Annotated in this window: 18 protein-coding genes; 15 read left to right on the plus strand and 3 right to left on the minus strand. The window is 63.0% G+C overall.

Translation table 11 applies throughout. The features are described from left to right. Position 1 precedes the first annotated feature (1 nt). Entirely contained in the window at positions 2–1,204 is a 1,203-nt protein-coding gene (locus AB8A50_RS05570; protein ID WP_439077103.1) for a UbiH/UbiF family hydroxylase, read from the minus strand. A gap of 136 nt (positions 1,205–1,340) precedes the next feature. On the opposite strand from AB8A50_RS05570, the gene pcsA reads away from it, so the two are divergent. The 3 genes from pcsA to AB8A50_RS05585 are packed head-to-tail and all read left to right on the plus strand — an operon-like array spanning position 1,341 to position 3,840. Continuing rightward, positions 1,341–2,075: a phosphatidylcholine synthase gene (pcsA, locus tag AB8A50_RS05575; RefSeq protein WP_439077104.1), complete on the plus strand. Its 735-nt coding sequence runs from the start codon at positions 1,341–1,343 to the stop codon at positions 2,073–2,075. Beyond that, positions 2,072–2,809: a TerC family protein gene (locus AB8A50_RS05580; protein ID WP_089264384.1), complete on the plus strand. Its 738-nt coding sequence runs from the start codon at positions 2,072–2,074 to the stop codon at positions 2,807–2,809. The genes pcsA and AB8A50_RS05580 overlap by 4 nt, the downstream gene beginning before the upstream one ends. A gap of 56 nt (positions 2,810–2,865) precedes the next feature. Then, on the plus strand, positions 2,866–3,840 hold the full coding sequence (locus AB8A50_RS05585; RefSeq protein WP_068731670.1) for a quinone oxidoreductase family protein: 975 nt from the start codon (positions 2,866–2,868) through the stop codon (positions 3,838–3,840). A gap of 214 nt (positions 3,841–4,054) precedes the next feature. Here the strand turns inward: AB8A50_RS05585 and rimO are convergent, their stop codons facing one another. After that, positions 4,055–5,386 (minus strand): 30S ribosomal protein S12 methylthiotransferase RimO, encoded by a 1,332-nt coding sequence (gene rimO, locus AB8A50_RS05590; RefSeq protein WP_439077105.1) that lies wholly within the window; start codon positions 5,384–5,386, stop codon positions 4,055–4,057. A 111-nt stretch (positions 5,387–5,497) separates the two neighbouring features. Here rimO and AB8A50_RS05595 point away from each other — a divergent pair, with 111 nt between their 5' ends. Both AB8A50_RS05595 and AB8A50_RS05600 read left to right on the plus strand, forming a co-directional pair. Then, entirely contained in the window at positions 5,498–6,088 is a 591-nt protein-coding gene (locus AB8A50_RS05595) for an ANTAR domain-containing response regulator (protein WP_089264382.1), read from the plus strand. Beyond that, positions 6,088–7,257 carry a CmpA/NrtA family ABC transporter substrate-binding protein gene (locus AB8A50_RS05600; protein ID WP_439073019.1) on the plus strand — a complete coding sequence of 390 codons (1,170 nt, stop codon included), beginning with the start codon at positions 6,088–6,090 and terminating at the stop codon, positions 7,255–7,257. Before AB8A50_RS05595 ends, AB8A50_RS05600 begins: the two co-directional genes overlap by 1 nt. Positions 7,258–7,265: 8 nt before the next feature. Here the strand turns inward: AB8A50_RS05600 and AB8A50_RS05605 are convergent, their stop codons facing one another. Next, entirely contained in the window at positions 7,266–7,967 is a 702-nt protein-coding gene (locus AB8A50_RS05605; protein ID WP_439077106.1) for a phosphoadenylyl-sulfate reductase, read from the minus strand. A gap of 216 nt (positions 7,968–8,183) precedes the next feature. On the opposite strand from AB8A50_RS05605, the gene cysD reads away from it, so the two are divergent. The 10 genes from cysD to AB8A50_RS05655 all read left to right on the plus strand — a co-directional run bounded on the left by cysD (position 8,184) and on the right by AB8A50_RS05655 (position 20,923). After that, positions 8,184–9,023 (plus strand): sulfate adenylyltransferase subunit CysD, encoded by an 840-nt coding sequence (cysD, locus tag AB8A50_RS05610; RefSeq protein ID WP_068731681.1) that lies wholly within the window; start codon positions 8,184–8,186, stop codon positions 9,021–9,023. Positions 9,024–9,033: 10 nt separating this feature from the next. Next, positions 9,034–10,956 (plus strand): adenylyl-sulfate kinase, encoded by a 1,923-nt coding sequence (gene cysC, locus AB8A50_RS05615; protein WP_439077107.1) that lies wholly within the window; start codon positions 9,034–9,036, stop codon positions 10,954–10,956. A gap of 475 nt (positions 10,957–11,431) precedes the next feature. After that, complete coding sequence (locus AB8A50_RS05620) at positions 11,432–13,219, plus strand: NirA family protein (RefSeq protein ID WP_439077108.1); 1,788 nt, start codon at positions 11,432–11,434, stop codon at positions 13,217–13,219. Then, positions 13,216–14,820 carry a sulfite reductase subunit alpha gene (locus tag AB8A50_RS05625; RefSeq protein WP_439077109.1) on the plus strand — a complete coding sequence of 535 codons (1,605 nt, stop codon included), beginning with the start codon at positions 13,216–13,218 and terminating at the stop codon, positions 14,818–14,820. Before AB8A50_RS05620 ends, AB8A50_RS05625 begins: the two co-directional genes overlap by 4 nt. 438 nt (positions 14,821–15,258) lie before the next feature. Continuing rightward, positions 15,259–16,356, plus strand: a complete 1,098-nt coding sequence (locus AB8A50_RS05630; RefSeq protein WP_439077110.1) for an ABC transporter substrate-binding protein — start codon at positions 15,259–15,261, stop codon at positions 16,354–16,356. Next, positions 16,334–17,374, plus strand: a complete 1,041-nt coding sequence (locus tag AB8A50_RS05635) for an ABC transporter permease (RefSeq protein WP_439077111.1) — start codon at positions 16,334–16,336, stop codon at positions 17,372–17,374. Before AB8A50_RS05630 ends, AB8A50_RS05635 begins: the two co-directional genes overlap by 23 nt. Continuing rightward, complete coding sequence (locus AB8A50_RS05640) at positions 17,368–18,159, plus strand: ABC transporter ATP-binding protein (RefSeq protein ID WP_439077112.1); 792 nt, start codon at positions 17,368–17,370, stop codon at positions 18,157–18,159. The genes AB8A50_RS05635 and AB8A50_RS05640 overlap by 7 nt, the downstream gene beginning before the upstream one ends. A gap of 116 nt (positions 18,160–18,275) precedes the next feature. Beyond that, positions 18,276–19,232 (plus strand): ABC transporter substrate-binding protein, encoded by a 957-nt coding sequence (locus tag AB8A50_RS05645; RefSeq protein WP_439077113.1) that lies wholly within the window; start codon positions 18,276–18,278, stop codon positions 19,230–19,232. A gap of 22 nt (positions 19,233–19,254) precedes the next feature. After that, a complete protein-coding gene (locus AB8A50_RS05650) occupies positions 19,255–20,124 on the plus strand; it encodes an ABC transporter permease (protein WP_439077114.1) in 870 nt (289 codons plus the stop codon). Continuing rightward, entirely contained in the window at positions 20,117–20,923 is an 807-nt protein-coding gene (locus AB8A50_RS05655) for an ABC transporter ATP-binding protein (RefSeq protein WP_439077115.1), read from the plus strand. Before AB8A50_RS05650 ends, AB8A50_RS05655 begins: the two co-directional genes overlap by 8 nt. Positions 20,924–20,959: the final 36 nt, after the last annotated feature.

Here is a 20,959-nt window from a genome sequence, read left to right on the forward strand (position 1 = left end):
TCTAGGAAGCACTCTTGCGCCACGACGGCGACAGGCCCTCGCGCATCGCAAGGCGGCGCAACGGGCCTATAGACCCCATCGCATGCATGCCGGCCGCGCGGATCACCTGCATCGGCAGAAGATCGCTGAGCAGCGAACGGTTCGCCATGTCGATGGCGAAGGTGCGCGAGGAGATGTCGCTGCGGCGCGTCTGCTCGAAACGCCCCAGCACCGGCGCTGCCCCGATATCCGCGCCATTCATGCCGGCATCGCGAACGACGTCAGCGATATCGCCGGCGTCGCGCAGGCCAAGATTCAGACCCTGCGCACCGATCGGCGGCACCACATGGGCGGCTTCGCCGACCAGCACGATGCGGTTCTTCGCCAGCTGTGTGGGCTGCTCGATTGCCAGCGGGAACGTGTGTCGACCCGGCTCGACCTGAACCCGGCCGAGGATCGAATGCGATTGCTTCTCGGCGGCGTCCGACAATGCCTCGTCGCTCAATGCCATCAGGCGCTCGGCATCCCGGGGCTTGTTGACCCAGACGACGCTGGAGCGATTGCCGGGCAGGGGCACGAACACGCAGGGACCGGCGGGGGTGTGAAACTCCGTCGACATGTTCTTGTGCGGCCGGCTATGCGCGATGTTGAAGGTCAGCGCGGTCTGGTCAAGCGCGCGTCGCTTGACTGAAATGCCCGCTGCCTCGCGGCACAGGGACTGGCGGCCATCGGCGCCGACGATCAGCCGTGCCACCAGGACCTGGCCTTGCCGCGTGCGGACCTGAACCTGCATCTCGTCCGGCGAGACCGTATCGGCTTCATCATCGATGCGAATGAGATTGGTCAATTCCGCAGCGCGCGCTTCGAGCGCGATCATCAATTCGCGGTTCTCGATATTGTAGCCGAAGGTCTCGAGGCCGATCTCGCTGCAGACGAATTTGACTTCGGGCGCACGGATCAGCCGGCTCGTGTCGTCCACCAGCCGCATGGTCGTCAGCGCAGCCGCCTTGTCGGCGCAGCGGCGCCAGACATCGAGGCTTTCCAGAAACGCGACGGAGCCGCCCAGCAGCGCGGTGGTGCGGTTGTCGCCATAGGGGACGCGGCGGGCGACGAGGGCGGTACGGGCGCCGGTCTCGGCCAGCGCGAGGGCTGCAGCAAGGCCGGCAGGACCGCCGCCGACAACGGCGACATCATAGATGGAGGTGGAAACAGGGGTCTCGGTCATGGCCGGACCATCGGCCTTTGGCCCGGTATTTTCAAGCCGTTACGCGCCGCGGAATCGTTCCCGCATGATCGGGCGGCCGAGTGCCGCATCGGCGCCTGTGCAAATCGGCCGGATTCCTGCTAGCAATTCCCGGCATATGACCGCTTCGAGTCCGGACCAATTCCCGTCGTCGTCACGATCCGCGCGCGCGGCGGCGTTCTCGGTTCACATCTTCACTGCGCTCGGTGCCGGCGTGGCACTCATTGCCATGATGAGCGCCGTGCGCGGCGAATGGGCTGTGATGTTCGGCTGGCTCGGTTTGGCGCTGATCATTGACGGGCTCGATGGCCCGATCGCCCGACACTTCGACGTCGGCCGCGTGTTGCCGGATTGGTCGGGCGATGCGCTCGATTTCGTGGTCGACTTCCTCACTTACGTGTTCGTGCCGGCCTATGCGATCGCTGCCTCCGGTCTGTTGGTGCCGTGGACAGCGGTGCTGCTCGGTGCCGGGATCGTCATCACCAGCGCACTATATTTTGCCGACAAACGCATGAAGACCGACGACAACCACTTTCGCGGTTTTCCGGCGCTGTGGAACGGGGCGGCGTTCTATCTGTTCCTGCTGCAACCATCGCCCGTCATGGCGAGCCTTGCGATGCTGGCGCTGATCGTCCTGACCTTTGTGCCGGTGCATGTGCTGCATCCCGTTCGCGTGACGCGTCTGCGCCGGTTGAACCTGTCACTGATGGCGATCTGGGCTGTGCTGGCCGTCATCACGCTGATACAGAACTTCGCTGTTGCTTTGCCTATTACGGTCGCGCTCTGCGCGATCGCTTTTTACATTGTCTGCGGTGACGCCGTCATCCGCCTCATGAGGCCCTCCAAATCATGATCGAACTGTTTTCCAGCCCCGAAGCCTGGGCCGCGCTCTTGACGCTGACCGCGCTTGAAATCGTACTTGGTATCGACAATGTGATTTTCCTGTCGGTGCTGGTGTCGCGGCTGCCGGAGCCGCAGGCCACCCGCGCACGCCAGATCGGTCTCGCGCTGGCGCTGGTGTTCCGCATCATCCTGCTGAGTGTCCTCGTCTGGCTGATCGGCCTGACCGAACCCGTCATCACGGTGAGAGGCCTCGCATTCTCCTGGCGCGATCTGATCCTGATCGGTGGCGGTCTGTTCCTGATCGCCAAGGCAACGCACGAGATTCATGCCGAGGTCGAGGCGCGCGAGGGACCCGGCAACGAGAAGCCGGCACCGAACGCCTTTGCGTGGGTGATCCTGCAGGTTATCGTCGTTGATCTCGTGTTCTCGCTCGACTCCATCATCACTGCGATCGGCATGGCACAGGACATCGAGATCATGGTGGCCGCCGTCATCATTGCCTGCGCGGTGATGTATGTATCGTCCGGACCCGTGGCGCGCTTCGTAGCGCAATACCCGACCACCAAGATGCTGGCGCTGGCCTTCCTGGTGTTGATCGGCGTCTCGCTGATGGCAGATGGATTCAAATTCCATATTCCCCGCGGTTACATCTATTTCGCCATCCTGTTCTCGGCGGCGGTCGAGTTGTTCAATGTGCTGGCGAAGCGCAATCGCCGCAAGCGGGCCCAGCCGGGCACAGGTTGACATCACGCGGCTGTCGGTTATCGCTTGAGACCAAAGTCACTCAGGGAGATTGAACGATGACCAAAGCCGTCCGCGTCCATGAGATCGGTGGACCCGAAGTCCTCACTTATGAAGACGTGCAGGTCCCGGCACCGGCTGCGGGCGAGGTGCGCATCCGCCAGCATGCCATCGGTGTCAATTTTATCGATACATACTTCCGCAGCGGCCTCTACAAGGCGCCGCAGCTGCCGTTCATCGCCGGCAATGAAGCCTCCGGCGAAGTGATCGAGGTCGGTCCGGGCGTCACCGGCTTTCATCCCGGCGACCGCGTCGCCTATTATTCGGCACTCGGCAGCTATGCCACCGAGCGCGTGTTTGCCGCTGACCGGCTGGTGAAGCTGCCCGATCGCATTACCCACGAGCAGGGCGCCGTGCTGATGCTGAAGGGCCTCACGGTCTGGTATCTGCTGCACAAGACTTTCAAGGTCGAGCCGCATCACCGCGTGCTGATCCATGCCGCAGCGGGCGGCATTGGTCTGCTCGCCTGCCAGTGGGCCAAGGCCATGGGTGCGCATGTGATCGGCACCGTCGGTTCGAAAGAGAAGGGCGAGTTGGCGCTGGCCAATGGCTGCGATCACGTCATCTATTATAACGAAGAGAACTTCGTCGATCGCGTGAAGCAGATCAGCCGTAACGAACTCTGCGATGTCGTCTATGACGGCGTTGGCAAGACCACCTATCCGGGGTCGCTGTCATGCCTGAAGCCGCGTGGCATGTGGGTGTCGTTCGGCAATGCTTCAGGCCCGGTGCCGCCATTCGCAATCGCCGAACTCAACAATCACGGCTCGCTGTTCGCGACGCGCCCGAAGCTGAACGACTATGTCGCCAAGCGATCTGAATTGCTGGAGGGCGCCGACACGCTGTTCTCGGCTGTGATCGACGGCAAGCTGCATGTGCCGATCAATCACGCCTATGCGCTGAAGGATGCGGCCAAGGCGCATGTGGACCTGGAAGCACGCAAGACCACAGGCGCGGTGATTTTGAAGGTGTGAGGTTGCTTTCTTCTCCCTCCCTCAAGCGGCGAAGCCGCGCAGCGGGGAGGGTGGCACGAAGCGAGCGTTCAGCGAGCATCGTGACAGGTGGGGTGGTGCCGCATAGTGTGACGTCACGTGGGGCACCCCCACCCCGGCCTATCGGCCGACCCATGGCGGACGAATTCGTCCGCCAGACCCCACAAGGGGGAGGGATTCCACAGACGCCGACGTTCTAGCTAAACCCTGCCACCGTCCCGTGCAGATCATACGCATCCGCGCGTTCGATCTTGGCCGTGACGATCTCGCCGACCTTCAGCGGCCGGCGTGCCGTGATGTAGACCGAACCGTCGATATCGGGAGCGTCCGCCTTCGAGCGGCCCTTCGACACGGTCGGGCCGACCTCGTCGATGATGATCTGCTGGCGCGTTCCGACCTTGCGCTTCAGACGGCGCGCGGAAATCTTCTGCTGACGCTCCATCAGCGCATTCCAGCGCTGCTGCTTGATCTCTTCCGGCACCGCATTGGCGATGGCGTTGGAGGTCGCACCCGCTACGGACTCGTATTTGAACGCGCCGACGCGATCGATCTGCGCTTCCTCGAGCCAGTCGAGCAGATACTGGAAATCGCTTTCGGTCTCGCCGGGGAAGCCGACGATGAAGGTCGAGCGCAGTGTGAGATCGGGGCATTCCTCGCGCCACTTCTTGATGCGGGCGAGCGTCTTGTCCTGCGCCGCCGGGCGCTTCATCGCCTTGAGCACGTCCGGAGCGGCATGCTGGAACGGGATGTCGAGATAGGGCAGCACATTCTTGTTGGCATTCATCAAGCCGATGACTTCGTCGACATGCGGATACGGGTAAACGTATTGCAGCCGCACCCAGGCGCCGAGCTCGCCCAGCTCCTTGGCGAGATCATAGAACTTGGCGCGGACCTCACGGTCCTTCCACGGGCTCGTCGCATATTTGATATCGACGCCGTAGGCCGAGGTGTCCTGCGACACGACCAGCAATTCCTTGACGCCCGCCTTCACCAGCTTCTCGGCTTCGAGCAGGACTTCGTTGACCGGACGTGAGACGAGATCGCCGCGCAGCTTCGGAATGATGCAGAAGGTGCAGCGGTTGTTGCAGCCTTCGGAAATTTTCAGATAGGCGTAGTGCCGCGGCGTCAGCTTGATGCCCTGCGGGGGTACCAGATCGATGTGCGGATTGTGCACCGGCGGCAGCGCACGATGCACGGCGTCGAGCACGCTTTCGTATTGCTGCGGCCCGGTGATCGACAGCAGGTTGGGATAGGCGGCTTCGATCTGCTCGGGCTCGGCGCCCATGCAGCCGGTGACAATGACCTTGCCGTTCTGCGCCATGGCTTCGCCGATGGCGCCCAGCGACTCCGCCTTGGCGCTGTCGAGGAAACCACAGGTATTGACGATGACGATGTCGGCGCCGTCGTGCTTGCGGGCGAGTTCGTAACCTTCGGCCCGCAGGCGCGTGATGATGCGCTCGGAATCCACCAGGGCCTTGGGGCATCCCAGTGACACAAAGGAGATTTTCGGCGCGGCGGCCTGTTGCATGTTCGATCTGCCTGATTGAGAGGCAGCAGGTAGTCCCATTTGCCCATAATTACAAGGCTTTAAGCCGTGCGCGGGCGTGCTATGGGTATGCTGCATCCATGTGAGTGCCCGATGCCTGCCGACCAGTCGCCCAAAATCGTTATCGTCGACGAAAGCCCGATCCGGGCCGCGATCCTTGAGGAAGGGCTGCGGGAGGCTGGCTACGTGGACGTACAGCATATCCGGGAGATGCATAACCTGCTGGCCCGGATTTATGCGTTGGATCCGGACGTTATCGTCATCGATCTCGAAAATCCCAGCCGCGACGTGCTGGAACAAATGTTCCAGGTGTCCCGCGCCGTGCGCCGGCCAGTCGCCATGTTCGTCGACCAGAGCGACGCCGAGTCGGCGCGGGCGTCGGTCGAGGCGGGGGTATCCTCTTACATCGTGGACGGGCTGAAGAAAGAGCGGATCAAGCCGATCCTCGATCTCTGCATCTCCCGTTTCAACGCCTTCTCCAAACTGCAAGACGAGCTCGAGCGCACCAAGTCGGCGCTGGAGGAGCGCAAGATCATCGACCGCGCCAAGGGCATCGTGATGAAGCTCAAGGGCCTCAATGAAGAAGAGGCCTACGTATTGCTGCGATCCACGGCGATGCGTGAAAAGAAGAAAATCGGCGAGATCGCGCAGTCGATCATCACCGCAGCGGAGTTGCTGAAATGATCGACCACCCGCTTCGCATCGGTTTCATTCCGCTGGCCGACGCTGCCGCCCTGATTGTCGCGGTCGACAAGGGGTTCACGAAGGCCGAGGGGCTGAACGTCGAATTGGTCCGGGAAGTGTCGTGGTCGAATGTCCGCGACAAGCTGAATATCGGCTTGTTCGAAGCGGCGCATCTGCTGGCGCCCGTTGCCATCGCGTCCAGCCTCGGGCTCGGGCATGTGAAAGTGCCGATCGTGGCGTCGTTCAATCTCGGCATCAACGGCAATGCCATTACCGTCTCGCCGGCGCTGCATGCAGCGCTGATGTCGGAACTCGACGGTGACCCGACCGATCCCATGGCCACCGCGCAGGCGCTGCGCCGCGTGGTCGTCGCCCGTGCCCGTGCCGGCGCCGATCCCCTGACCTTCGGCATGACGTTTCCGTTCTCGACGCACAATTACCAGCTCCGTTTCTGGATGGCCGCCGGCGGTGTCGATCCCGATGAGGACGTCCGCCTCGTGGTGCTGCCGCCGCCTTACATGGTCGACAGCCTCGCCAACGGTCACGTCGATGCGTTCTGTGTCGGCGCGCCCTGGAATTCTGTCGCGGTCGATCTCGGCGTCGGCCATATCCTGCATTTCGTCTCCGACATCCTGCTGCGCGCTGCCGAAAAGGTGCTGGCGATGAGGCAGAACTGGGCGGAGAAGAACCCGGACACCGTGGCGGCACTCACCCGGGCGCATGTGAGCGCGGCTGCCTTCATCGAGGCGCCGGAGAACCGCAACGAGACTGCGGCAATTCTCGCCAAGCCCCAATATATCGGCGTCTCGCCGGAGGTCCTGCTGCGGACGCTCGATGGCCGGCTGAAGATTTCGCCGGATGGTACTATGCGCGAGAGCGGGCGCTATCTGCTGGTCGGCCGCGAAGGAGCCGGGCGTCCAGATCCCGTTCAGGCCGCCTGGCTCTATGCCCAGATGGTGCGCTGGGGACAGGCCGCGATCAGCCCCGAGGCGCTGAAGATCGCACAGGGTGTGTTCCGCCCCGACCTCTACGATGCCGCGCTCGGTATCACCGGGAGCGCTCTGACTGATGTGCCCGACGCGGTTGGCGCCTTCGCTGGACCGCCATTCGATCCGAGCAACATCGCTGCCCATCTCGCTGCGTTCGAGATCGCGCATATGAAGTCGTAGCGGCGGCGTCAGTTCGCCGATGTGTGGATACCGCATTCCGTTTTGGCGCGGCCGCGCCAGCGGCCGGCGCGGGGGTCCTCGCCAGGCGCGGTGCGGGACGTGCAGGGCATGCAGCCGACCGACGCAAAGCCTGAGGCTATGAGCGGATGTGGCGGCAGCTTCGCCGACGCATAGATCAGCCCGATCTCGTCCGGCGTGACATTGGCGAATGGATTGAATTTCAATTTTGAACCATCGTCCTCGACGACGGGAATGACGGCGCGCGATGCGCCCTGAAATCGTTTGCGGCCGTTGATCCACGCGCTGAACGGGGTCAGTGCCTGCGCCAGCGGCTCGACCTTCCGGATCCGGCAGCAGGTGTCGGGATCGGACGACCACAAATCCCCATCGCTGTCGTGAGCGGCAAGCGCATCTACTGCGGGGCGGATCGTTCGCACGTCGCGCAGGCCCAGTGTCAGGATCAGTTGGTCGCGATAGGCGAGTGTCTCCTCGAACATCCAGCCGGTGTCGAGAAACAGCACGGGGATGGCGGGATCGACATCGGCCATCACCTTCAGCAACGCCGCAGACTCCGTGCCAAACGACGATACCAGCGCGAGTCTATCGCGGCCGACGACATCAAGTGCCGCAGCAATCACCTCGGCGGGCGAGGCGGATTGCAGCGCTTGATCGTATTGGACAGCACTTGCGACGGCTCCGGGCGACAGCATCTCGAACTCCTCAACATATCCAGCTTGACTGGAATAAGATTCTATATATCAGTTGTTTGTCGCCTCTTAATAGAAAAATATTCTTTCTATTTGAGAAGCGCAGTTTAGATTTTTTGACCCCATAAATCGAGTTCCAGAGATGCACTTTCTCCGAGCGTATCCGCTTCGTGAGCAACGGCGAATCTCACGGCGGTTTTGAGGACCTGGAGAAGGCGTATGACGTCGACCAATCTCGAACGCGTCCGATCGGACGTGGTATCGATGGACCACCTCGATCAACTGGAAGCGCAGAGCATCTACATCCTGCGCGAGGGCTTCGCCCGGCTGAAGAAGCTGGCCTTGCTGTGGTCGCTCGGCAAGGACTCCAATGTCATGATCTGGCTGGCGCGCAAGGCGTTCTTCGGTCACGTACCGTTCCCCGCGCTGCATGTTGATACCGGCAAGAAGTTTCCGGAGATGTACGCATTCCGCGATCACTATTCGAAGGAGTGGGGACTCGACCTCACCGTCGAATATTGCCCGTCGATCGATAGTGTCGATCCGACACTGCCGCCGGCGGCGCGCTCGGCGGCGCGCAAGACCGAAGGTCTCAAGCTTGCGTTGGCGAAGCACGGCTTCGACGGATTGATCGCCGGCATTCGGCGGGACGAAGAGGCGACTCGCGCCAAGGAGCGCGTGTTCTCGCCGCGCGGCGTCGAGGGCGGATGGGACGTGCGCGACCAGCCGCCGGAATTCTGGGATCAGTTCAACGCATCGCCGCCGCCCGGTGCGCATCTGCGCATTCATCCGATCCTGCATTGGACCGAAGCGGACATCTGGGCCTACACGGCGCGCGAAAACATCCCGATCATCCCGTTGTATCTGGCCAAAGACGGCAAGCGCTACCGCTCGCTGGGTGATGCCGACATCACCAATCCCGTCGCATCCACCGCCAGCACGATTGCCGAAATCCTAGTCGAGCTCGACGGCACTACGATTCCCGAGCGCGCCGGCCGCGCACTCGATCACGAGACCGAAGACGCCTTCGAGCGACTGCGCGTCGCGGGCTATCTGTAGAGGTGATGCCATGACCAAACCCGTCAATCCGACCTCGCTCGGAATGCCCAACGGCACCACGCGCCCGCAACTGCGCATTGTCATCGTCGGCCATGTGGATCACGGCAAGTCGACGCTGGTCGGTCGCCTGCTGCACGAGACCGGCGGCTTGCCGGATGGCAAGCTGGAGATGCTGAAAGCGGTTAGCGCCCGGCGCGGCATGCCGTTCGAATGGTCGTTCCTGCTCGATGCGCTGCAGACCGAGCGTGACCAGGGCATCACCATCGATACCACGCAGATCCGCTTCCGCACCAAATTGCGCGACGTCATTCTGATCGACGCGCCCGGCCACGCCGAGTTTTTGCGTAACATGATCACCGGTGCATCGCAGGCCGATGGTGCCGTGCTGATCGTCGATGCGCTGGAAGGCGTTCGCGACCAGACCCGGCGCCATGCCTATCTGCTGCATCTCCTGGGCGTGAAGCAGGTCGCTGTCGTCGTCAACAAGATGGACCGCGTCGATTTCAGCGCCGAGCGCTTTCAGGCGATCAGCGACGAAATTTCGGCGCATCTCATTGAACTCGGCGTCACGCCCGCCGCGGTGATTCCGATTTCGGCGCGGGATGGCGATGGCGTCGCCACCCATACCGACCGTATCGGCTGGTATCGCGGGCCGACCGTCGTGGGGGCGCTCGATGCGCTGAAGCCGGCACTCGCGCTTGATGAGTTGCCGCTGCGGCTGCCGGTACAGGCGATCTACAAGTTCGACGACCGGCGCATCGTAGCCGGGCGTATCGAGGCCGGTCATCTGGCTGTCGGCGACGACGTGGTGATCATGCCCGCCGGCAAGCGGGCAAAGATCAAGAGCGTGGAGCGCTGGTCGGCGACCCCGCTGGAAGGCGAGCACGGGGCAGGGCGATCCGTCGGTATCACGCTCGACCGCGAACTGTTCGTCGAGCGCGGCGACGTGATCGCGCATGTGGGCGCGGTGCCATCGGATACGCGACGACTGCGGGCGCGGATCTTCTGGCTGCACGATCAGCCGCTGACAGCGGGATCGTCGATCCTGGTGCGGCTCGGCGTGCGCGAAGTGCGCGGCCGTGTGGTCGCGATCGAGAAGGCGATCGATCCCGGCGAACTGGCCAGTGTCGAGACCAAACAGATCGCCCGCAATCACGTCGGCGAAATCGAGATCGCACTGTCGCAACCGGTCGCCGCCGATCGCTATGTCGACAATCCGCGCACCGGACGTCTCGTGATCGAGGTCGGCGGCCGGATCGCCGGTGGCGGTCTCGTCCTGTCCATCGATGCTGCCCAACGCGCGGCGTCGTCGGACATCGTGCCGGTGCAGTCGGCACTGCAGCCTGAGGAACGTTCGGCGCGCTATCGCCATCAAGGCGCGGTGGTGTGGTTTACGGGATTGCCGGGATCGGGCAAGTCGACGCTGGCGCGCGCGCTGGAGCACCGTCTGTTCGCCAAAGGCGGTTCGCCGATCCTGCTCGACGGCGACACGCTGCGCGCCGGACTCAATCGCGACCTCGGCTTCTCCGCCGCCGATCGCAGCGAGAATGTCCGGCGGCTGGCAGAGATGGCCGGCCATCTCGCCCGCAACGGTCATATCGCCATCGTCGCGGCTGTCTCACCCTCGCGCGGCGACCGCGCCGAGGCCCGCAGCGCGGTCGATACTGCATTTCGCGAGATCTATGTCGCGACTCCGGCAGAGATCTGCGAGCAGCGCGATCCCAAGGGGCATTACGCCAAGGCCCGCGCCGGCGACCTGCCGGGCTTCACCGGTATCGCCAACGACTATCAGGCGCCGGAGACGGTCGAGCTGCGGATCGACACGTCAACGGTCGATGTGGGTCGCGCGATAGATGGCATCGAGGACATGCTGCGGCAGACGCAAGTGCTGGACGACGGAACCGCTGATCTGGCGGCGTTCGAGGTGGTCTAACGGCTTAGGCCCGCGCTCACTTTTGCACCTCATGATGAGGTCAAGGAAAGCTGGTTCGCCAGCTTTCCTCTTACCGAGGCGGCAATCCGAATGGCCACGAGCCCAGGCTGGATGGCTTCGTCGCGCGGGGCCTTCGCAACGATAGCTGCCATTGACGTTCCCACCGTCTAATTATTGAGCGTGCGGTGCACAAACGCTGGCACCGAACGGCCGGGTTCGGCCCGATCTCGACCTCAATCCCCTGATTTCTTGACGTTTTTCCTCCGATGACGATCTGGCACGAGACTTGAATGTCTTTAGTCGACCGGCGTTCGCTGATGCCCGCCGGCCAGTTCAGATGGATTTCCGCAGCAACGAGGCTGATCGGATCGCTTCCAGACTTCAAGCCGGCGCGACGCGCTGACCTGAGCCTGTGCGGTCCGCGATCCTTATCCCCGTTGAAGCCACGCTGTGGCCCGCAGGAGCTTCGTCCCGCATGAAAATTGAAACGCTCTCCATCGACTTTACTGACGAACAGAAGCGCTATCTCGAAGGCTTTTCGACCGGGCTGCAGATCAGCCGCGTCGGTAAGGGTCTCGGCGGCGGCGCGTCAGCCAAGGCCAATGCGGAGCCGACCGGACCGGATGCGCCGCATATCAAGGCGCAGGATCGCACCATCGCCTCGGGCAAGAAGCTGGTCGAGCAGGAGAAATGGAAGCGCGAGGAACATCCGTTCGACGCCTATCCGCGGCTGCGCGATCAGGCCGCGATCGATGCACGGCCATCGCCGGCCGACAATTTCCGCTGGCGCTATTACGGTATCTTCTATGTCGGGCCAACGCAGGACTCCTATATGTGCCGGCTTCGGATCCCGAACGGCATCATGAAGCACTGGCAGCTTGCGGGTCTTGCCGATCTCAGTGACGAGCTCTGCGGTCCGTTCTCCCATGTGACCACGCGCGCCAATCTGCAGGTGCGCGAGATTCCGCCGAAACATGCCGTGAAGCTGATCGAGGGCATCCAGGATCTCGGTCTGTGCTCACGCGGCTCCGGGGCTGACAACATCCGCAACGTTACGGGCACGCCGACCGCGGGCATCGACCCGCAGGAACTGCTGGACACGCGGCCCTATGCGCGCGAGTGGCACTATCACATCCTCAATGACCGCACGCTCTATGGCTTGCCGCGCAAATTCAATGTCGCCTTCGACGGCGCCGGCAAGATCGCCGTGCTGGAAGACACCAACGACATCGCCTTCCAGGCAGTCGAAGTGAAGGATGGCTTCGGCGTCGCGCCCGGCGTCTGGTTCAAGCTCGGGATCGGCGGCATCACCGGCCACAAGGATTTCGCCACCGATACTGGCATCATCGTGAGACCGGAGGACGCCACCAAGGTCTCCGACGCCATCGTGCGCGTCTTCATCGATCTCGGCGACCGCACCAACCGGCTTAAAGCGCGGTTGAAGTATGTGATCGACGGCATGGGCATGGAGAAGTTCCTGACCCTCGTTGAAGAGAAGCTCGGCCAGCCATTCACGCGCATTTCTGCAGAGGCGCTGATGCCGCGGCCGGAATTCGACCGCACGGCGCATATCGGAGTGCACAGACAGAAGCAGGACGGGTTGAACTGGATCGGCGTCGTGTTGCCGCTGGGCAAGGTGACGACCGATCAGATGCGGGGGCTTTCGAAGATTGCGGCCGATCTCGGCGACGGCGATATCCGCCTCACGGTGTGGCAGAACCTGCTCATCCCCGGTGTGAAAGACGCGAATGTTGCGCTGGCGACTGCGGCCATCGAAGCCCTTGGCCTTGCCATCAAGACCACCGAGATCCGCGCCGGCCTGATCGCCTGTACCGGTCGCGCCGGTTGCAAGTTCGGCAATGCGGATACCAAACGCACGGCAACAAACATCGCCGAATGGTGTGATACCCGCGTCGAGGTCGATACGCCGATCAACATCCATCTCACCGGCTGCCATCATTCCTGCGCGCAGCATTACATCAGCGACATCGGCATGATCGGCGCGCGCGTGGCGCTGGACGATAGCGACGACACCGTGGACGGCTTCCATATCTTCACCGGCGGCGGCTTCGGCCCGCAGGCCGATGTCGGGCAGGAGGTCTATCAGAACGTGAAGTCCGAGGACGCACCTGTTGTCGTCGAGCGGCTGCTGAAAGCCTATCTCGCCCACCGCGCGTCGCCGGACGAGACCTTCCTCACATTCTCGCGCCGTCACGACGCGGCTTCGTTGCGTAAGCTCGCTGATGAACAGGTGTCCGCATGAACCAGATGACGCCGCCGCCCAAACTCGAGATCATTCCTGCGTCTGCGCCGTTCTCGGAAGCGCAACGCTCCTGGCTGAACGGCTTCTTCGCCGGCCTGCTGTCCGATGCGTCGGCGACGCCGCTCTCTGCAGAGCAGGGCGCCGCGATCATGGAAGAGGACGACGGTGCGCCGTGGCATGACCAAACCATGCCGATCGCCGATCGCATGAAGCTCGCCGAAGGCAAGCCGGTTCGTCGCAAGATGATGGCGGCGATGGCGCAGCAGGACTGCGGCCAGTGCGGCTATAACTGCAACGACTATTCCGACGCGATCGCCTCCAAGGCCGAAGCGCGGCTGAATCTCTGCGTGCCCGGCGGCAAGGAGACCGCGCGGATGCTGAAGTCGCTCTATGAAGAGCTCGACAAGGTGCCGGCTGGTGCTGCGCCCACGGCAGCAGCTACGACTGCTGCAGAACCGGTCGAAGTCGCGGCGCCGGATCCGTCGACGCTCGGCCGCTCGCGCGACAATCCCGCACCCGCCGTGTTTCTCTGTCGCCGCCTGCTCAACGGCAAAGGCTCCGAAAAGGAGACCTGGCATATCGATTTCGATCTGTCGGGCTGCGGGCTCGATTATGTCGTCGGCGACAGTTTCGGCATCTTTGCATCGAACGATCTCGGTCACGTCGACCAGATCATCGCTCTGCTCGGCGCGTCGCATATGACGGAAGTGCGCGGCAAGACGCTGCGCGAGGTGCTGCAATACGACGTCTCGCTGGCCCCGGCACCGGACAGCCTGTTCGAGCTGATGTCCTATCTCACCGGCGGGGCGCAGCGCGCCAAGGCACGCGCATTGGCGCAGGGGGAAGACCCCGATGGCGATGCGGCAACGCTCGACGTGATGGCTGCGCTGCAGAAATTCTCCGGCGTGCGTCCGCATCCGGAAGCTTTCATCGAGGCGCTGGAGCCACTACAGCCGCGGCTCTACTCGATCTCGTCATCGCACAACGCCACGCCGGGCAAACTGTCTCTCACCGTCGATATCGTTCGTTACATGGTCGGCAAGCGTAAGCGCCACGGTCTTGCGTCGAGTTTCCTCGCCGATCGCATCCAGCCCGGCGACGAGCTCAAGGTCTATGTCCAGAAGGCGCATGGCTTTGCGCTGCCGGAAAATCCGGAGACCCCGATCATCATGGTGGGGCCGGGCACCGGCATCGCGCCGTTCAGGGCGTTCCTGCACGATCGCAAGGCCACCAAGGCGCCGGGCAAGAACTGGCTGTTTTTCGGCCATCAGCGCAGCGCCTCGGATTTCTTCTATGCCGACGAACTCAACGGCATGAAGACCGAAGGCTTTCTCACGCGCCTGTCGCTCGCCTGGTCGCGTGACGCCGGTGAGAAATTCTACGTGCAGGATCGCATGCGCGAGGTCGGCCGCGACGTCTGGACCTGGCTCGCCGAAGGCGCCCATGTCTATGTCTGCGGCGATGCCAAGCGCATGGCCAAGGATGTGGAGCGGGCTCTGGTCGATATCGCCGCCCAGCATGGCGCGCGCTCGACTGATGAAGCGGTGATGTTCGTCAGTGAGCTGAAGAAGAAGGGGCGGTTTCAGCTCGACGTATATTGATATCTCTACCCCTCATCCTGAGGAGCCCGCCGTTAGCGGGCGTCTCGAAGGATGGCCGCAGACTCGGAGCGCCGGCGTCTCATGGTTCGAGACGGCGCTTCGCGCCTCCTCACCATGAGGGGAGCGCGCGTTTGCGAGAGAACTGTTTTGCTTCAACTGCGTCATCAGTAGAACGCTTCCTCAGCGATAAATTGCGTTCTCTCCCGGCGCTGCTCTCGTTGGAGATAATCTCTCCATCCTGCGCGACATTCAAAATTCCATTTTATTGACCGAAGCCGCCGCGCTGCGCATCCTCGTACCATTGAAATCACAGGGGCGGGAGTCGTCGGACTCTCACGGCTGAGCTTCCACTCAACACATTGACCATCGCATCAGCGCGAGCCGCAACACCATGCGTTGCGGCCATGGGCAGCGCTGTGCCGATCGCAAGGAGACCAGATGTCGAACGATGATCACAACCGCAAGCCGCTGATGGATCGCCGGTCGCTGTTGCGCGGCGGCGCTGCAGCCGCATTGGCGGCGCCACTCGGCGTATGGGGCGCGCAGGCGTTTCCGTTCCGGCAGGCGTCACCCATCGACTTTTCCGAATTTCCGATCTGCAGGACCGCATCGGAGGCGCCCGCGCTCACCGGTGCACCGCGTAAATTGAAGCTCTCCTGGAATGCCGGCGCGGTCTGCCTTGCGCCGCTGCCGGTCGCCATCGATCATGGCTTCTTCCAGAAGCAGAACCTTGACGTCGAGCTGGTGAACTATAGCGGTTCGACGGACCAGCTTCTCGAAGCCATCGCCACGGGGAAATCCGATGCGGGCCTGGGTATGGCGCTGCGCTGGCTGAAGCCGCTCGAGCAAGGCTTCGACGTCAAGATCGTCGCCGGCACCCATGGCGGCTGCCTGCGCGCGCTGGCGCCGGCGAAATCTGAAGTGAAGAGCGTCGCGGATTTCAAGGGCAAGACCATCGCCGTCGGCGATATGGCCGGCCCCGACAAGAACTTCTTCTCGATCCAACTCGCCAAGGCCGGCCTCAACCCGGACAAGGACGTCGAGTGGCGGCAATATCCCGGCAACCTCGTGCGGCTCGCCGTGGAAAAGGGCGAGGCACAGATCGGACTGGCATCCGATCCGCTGGCCTATCTTTGGCTCAAGGATGGGGAGCTGAAGGAAGTCGGCTCCAACCTCGATGGCCCCTACAAGGATATCAGCTGCTGCATCGTCGGCGTGCGCGGCAGCCTGCTGCGTGACGATCCACTGGTCGCACGCGGTCTGACGCAGGCACTGCTCGATGCTGCGATGTTCGCATCGCAAAATCCGGAGAAAGCTGCAAAGTCGTTCCAGCCCTATGCGCCGAAGAATGCCACCGTCGAAGATCTGCTGGGTATGGTGAAGTATCACACCCATCATCATCACCCCGCGGGCGATGCACTGAAGCGTGAGCTGAAATCCTACGCCGACGATCTCAAGACGGTTTCCGTGTTCAAGCCGTCAACCGACACCACCAAATTCGCGGAGCGCATCTATGCCGACGTATTCCGCGTCTGAGATCTCATCGCTTGGCGGTGACCGCGAGACCGCGCTTATTGCTGGCGATGGTGGGCTTCAATTCGTCAACAAGCTTCGTTTCAGCATCACGGGGATCGGGGCAGGGCTCGCCTGGCTGGCTTTCGGCCTGTCGTGCCTGCGATGGCCGGATATCGGCGACTGGCCACGCACCGGAGCAGTGGCCTATACGGCATTCGCGATTGCTGGCGGCATCGCGATTGCGACCACGGCGCAGGCAGCGCTCGGCAAATTCGGCGACGGCGTGCAGCGGCGCGCGCCCTGGCTGTTTGCCTTGGGAGCGTTCCTGACGCTGTGGGAGCTTGCGACGGCGAAATTCGGCTGGCTGCCGCTGCCGTTCTTTCCGCCGCCGCAGTCGATCGTCGAGGTCTATACCGACGACCTGCCGAAGCTGCTCGATAGCGCCTTCGCCTCGGTGAAGCTGCAGCTCGGCGGCTACTTCATCGGCGCGGTCGTAGGCTTCCTCACCGGCGTCTCCATCGGCTGGTCGCGGCTCGCGGGTTACTGGGTGCATCCGATCCTGCGCTTTATCGGACCGTTGCCGGCGACGGCCTGGTTGCCGATTGCGTTCTTCACGTTCCCGTCAGCCTGGAGCGCCAGCACGTTCCTGATCGCGCTGGCCACCGGCTTTCCGGTGACAGTGCTGACCTGGTCGGGCGTGGCCAGCGTCAGCACCGCCTATTACGATGTCGCGCGAACGCTCGGCGCAAGACCGTCTTTCCTGGTGACCAAGGTCGCAATCCCGGCAGCCTTGCCGCATGTGTTCGTCGGCCTGTTCATGGGGCTCGGTGCGTCCTTTGCTGTCCTCGTCGTTGCCGAGATGATCGGCGTGAAGGCGGGCCTCGGCTTCTATCTGCAATGGGCGCAGGGCTGGGCGTCCTACAACAACATGTATGCGGCACTGATCGTGATGTCGCTGCTGTGCTCGGGCGCCATCACGCTGCTGTTCAAGGTGCGTGACCGCCTGCTGGTCTGGCAGAAGGGTGTCGTCAAATGGTAGCGCTGGCACAACCGTTCCGGCCCGCAGCGACCGGCGCGTCGCTGGATGTCAAAGGCGTCAGCCATGCCTTCGATATCGATGGCAACGTGTTGCCGGTGCTCGACGACGTCAGCATATCCGTCGCACCCGGTGAGTTCGTCGCGTTGCTCGGCCCGTCCGGCTGCGGCAAGTCTACCCTCCTGCGATTGGTCGCGGGCCTCGAGCCGCCGCGAGCGGGCACGCTGGAAGAAGACGGCGTCGCCATCACCGGACCTTATCCATCCCGCGTTGTCGTGTTCCAGGACCCGACGTTGTTTCCGTGGCGAACGGTCTGGGACAATGTCGCGCTCGGACTGGAAGCGCAGGGGGTCCTGAAGACGCAGCGCCACCGTGTCGATGCCGCGATCGACCTCGTCGGCCTCGGCGCATTCAAAAAGGCCTATCCGCATCAGCTCTCGGGCGGCATGGCGCAGCGCGTGGCGCTGGCGCGCGCGCTGGTGAACGATCCGCGCATCCTCGTGCTGGACGAGCCGCTCGGCAAACTCGACTCGCTGACACGCATCACCATGCAGGCCGAACTGGTGTCGCTGTGGCAGCGCAACGGTTTCACGGCACTGCTGGTAACCCATGACGTGGAGGAGGCGCTGTTTCTCGCCAACCGCGTCATCGTGTTCAGCGATCGTCCCGCGCGGGTAACGGCGGATATCACGGTCGACCGGCCCTATCCGCGCCATCGCGGCGATCCGCATCTGGCCGAGCTGCGACGGCAGATCCTGGGACTGCTCGGGCTGGACGCGACGTGGTGATCTCGTCCCGAATATGGTCCGTTGCGGGCGAGGGCACGCTCCACCGATAGCTGTATACGAGGCATGGTTATTGCATTCCTTTTGGGCTGACACACGGTTCAGCCCAAGGGAATGACATGTACAGCACCAACCGACGTGATTTCATCCGCCTGACGGCCATTGCCGCGGCGCTGTCCACGACCAGCATCAAGGCCTTCGCCGCTGACCGCGTGGTCAAGATCGGAACGCTGAAGCTCATCCACGGCGTCACGCCGTATTTCTACGAGAAATTCGCGCCTGATGGCGTCAAGTTCGAGGTGATCCCGTTCGAAACCCCGACCGACGGCAAGAATGCCGTCGTGACCGGCACCGTCGATTTCGGCATCTTCGGTTTTGCCGCGGCGACGCTCGGCGGCGCCAATGGCGAGCCGGTTGTCGTCATCGCATCTGCCTGCAATCGGGGCATGGCGGTCGTCGCCAAGAAAGATTCCGGGATCAACACGATCAAGGACCTGAAGGGCAAGAAGGTCGCGATCCTGCCGGGCTCGACCCAGGAAGTCGTGATCCTCGATCGCCTCTCCGCCGAAGGCATGACGGTGAAGGACGTCGAGTCCGTGCGTCTGTCGTTCAGCGACATGGCGCCGGCGCTAGCCCGCGGCGACATCGACGCCTATGTGGGCGCCGAGCCCGGCCCGGGCATCAGCCTCGCCAATGGCGTCGGCCAGATCGTCGAATATCCCTACACCACGCCGACCGGTTCGCTGAACATGGTGCTGGCCACGCGCCGCGAACTGATCGAGAAAGATCCCGAGCTCATCAAGGCGCTGCTCAAGACCCACCGCCTGGCCAGCGAATATGCCATGAAGGACCGCGAAGCCTTTATCGCCATCGCCATGCAGAAGCTCGGCCAGCAGAAGTCGTCGATCGAGAAGGCCGCACCGAATGTGGAGCTGACCTGGAATATCGACGACCAGTTCATGAAGCAGGCGGAATATTACGGCGGCCAGATGCTGTCCAAGAAGCAGATCCGGCAGTTGCCGGACTACAAGACCTTCATCGATGCGAGCTTCGTGAAGGCGCTGGCGGCCACGTGAGCGCGTTGTGAGCCTGCAAAGCATGTTGGACGATACGTCCAACAGGGTCCAGCTTGTGCCGGCAGCGGAAATCCCGCCGGTGGCTGCGGTCGGGAAGCGCGGGCAGGGCGTGCAGCGTGCGCGCACAGTCGCGCTCGCGCTGATCGTGCCGGTCTGCCTGATGGTGGTCTGGGATGTCATGGTGCGCTGGACCGGCACGCGGCTGGTGCCGTCGCCCTATGGCGTCGCCGTGATGATGTGGGATTTCGCTTTCGGCGGAATCTATGACGACGCCTACAGCGCCAGCCTGCCGATCCATTTCTGGAAGAGCGTGCAGCGGGTCTATGGCGGCTTTCTCTGTGCGGCGGTGGTGGGCATTCCGCTCGGCCTGATGATCGGGCGGATGCCGCTGCTGCGCAAGCTGCTCGATCCCACGCTGTCGCTGCTGCGGCCGATCCCGGTCACGGCATGGCTGCCGCTGTCGATGATCTTCTTCGGGCTAGGTCCGCGCGCTGCGATCTTCCTGGTGTTCCTCGGCGCATTCTTCCCGATCCTGCTCAATACGGTGTTCGGCGTGCGCTCCGTCGATATCAGGCTGTTTGAAGCGGCGGAGATGCTCGGCTGCAGCGGCGCGCAGCAGTTCCGCTCCGTCGTCTTACCGGCAGCGTTGCCGAGCATCTTCAACGGCCTTCGTCTCGGTGCGGGCTTTGCGTGGATCCTGATCGTGGTCGGCGAGATGACTGGCGTGCCCGAAGGCCTCGGCGCTGTCATCATGGATGGCCGCACACTGTCGCGCACCGATCTCGTGATCACCGGCATGATCATCATCGGCATCACCGGCTTCGTGTCGGATCGCATCTTGCTGATGCTCAGCAACTACTTCCTCCGCTGGAGCCCGCAGCATCATGCTTGATCGACCAACCACAATTACGCCTGATATCCTCGAGGTCAGCGACGTCAGGAAAATCTATCAGGCCTCCAACGGTCCGGTCGAAGCGCTTCGTGGCGTCAATCTCACCATCCGCAAGGGCGAGTTCGTTTGCTTGCTCGGCGCGTCCGGCTGCGGCAAGTCCACGCTGCTGCGCATCGTCGCCGGTTTCGAGACGGCGACGCAGGGCTCCGTGACCATGTACGGCTTTCCGGTCGACAAGCCTGGCCCGGATCGTGGCATGGTGTTCCAGGACTACGCGCTGTTTCCGTGGCTGACGGTGCGCGACAATATCGGCTTCGGCCCCAAACATCGCCGTGTCGCGAGCAAGGTCGTGGACGAACTCACCGACAAGTTCATGGCCATGGTGGGATTGACGGCCTTTGCCGATCGCTACCCGCACCAACTCTCCGGCGGCATGAAGCAACGCGTCGCCATCGCGCGCGTGCTGAGCAACGACACCGACGTGCTGCTGATGGACGAGCCGTTCGGCGCGCTCGATGCGTTGACCCGCAGCAAGCTGCAGGAGGAACTCGTCGAGATCTGGCGCTCCACCGGCCTCACGGTGATTTTCGTGACGCATTCGGTCGAGGAGGCCGTGATGCTGGCAGATCGCGTGATCGTGATGTCGGCAGGGCCTGGCCGCATCGATTGCGAAATCGAGGTCGATCTGCCGCGCCCGCGCGATGTCGCATCGCCGGAGTTCAACGCGTTGCGGCGCGAGGTGACGCAGAAGCTCACGAGCCATATCGCCGGCAGTCGGGGCAAGGCGGCAGATTCCTGAATCGGGCTTCAAAATCGCGCGAATAAAATTCTCGGC

Source organism: Tardiphaga sp. 841_E9_N1_2 (assembly GCF_051811065.1).
GTDB lineage: Bacteria > Pseudomonadota > Alphaproteobacteria > Rhizobiales > Xanthobacteraceae > Tardiphaga > Tardiphaga robiniae.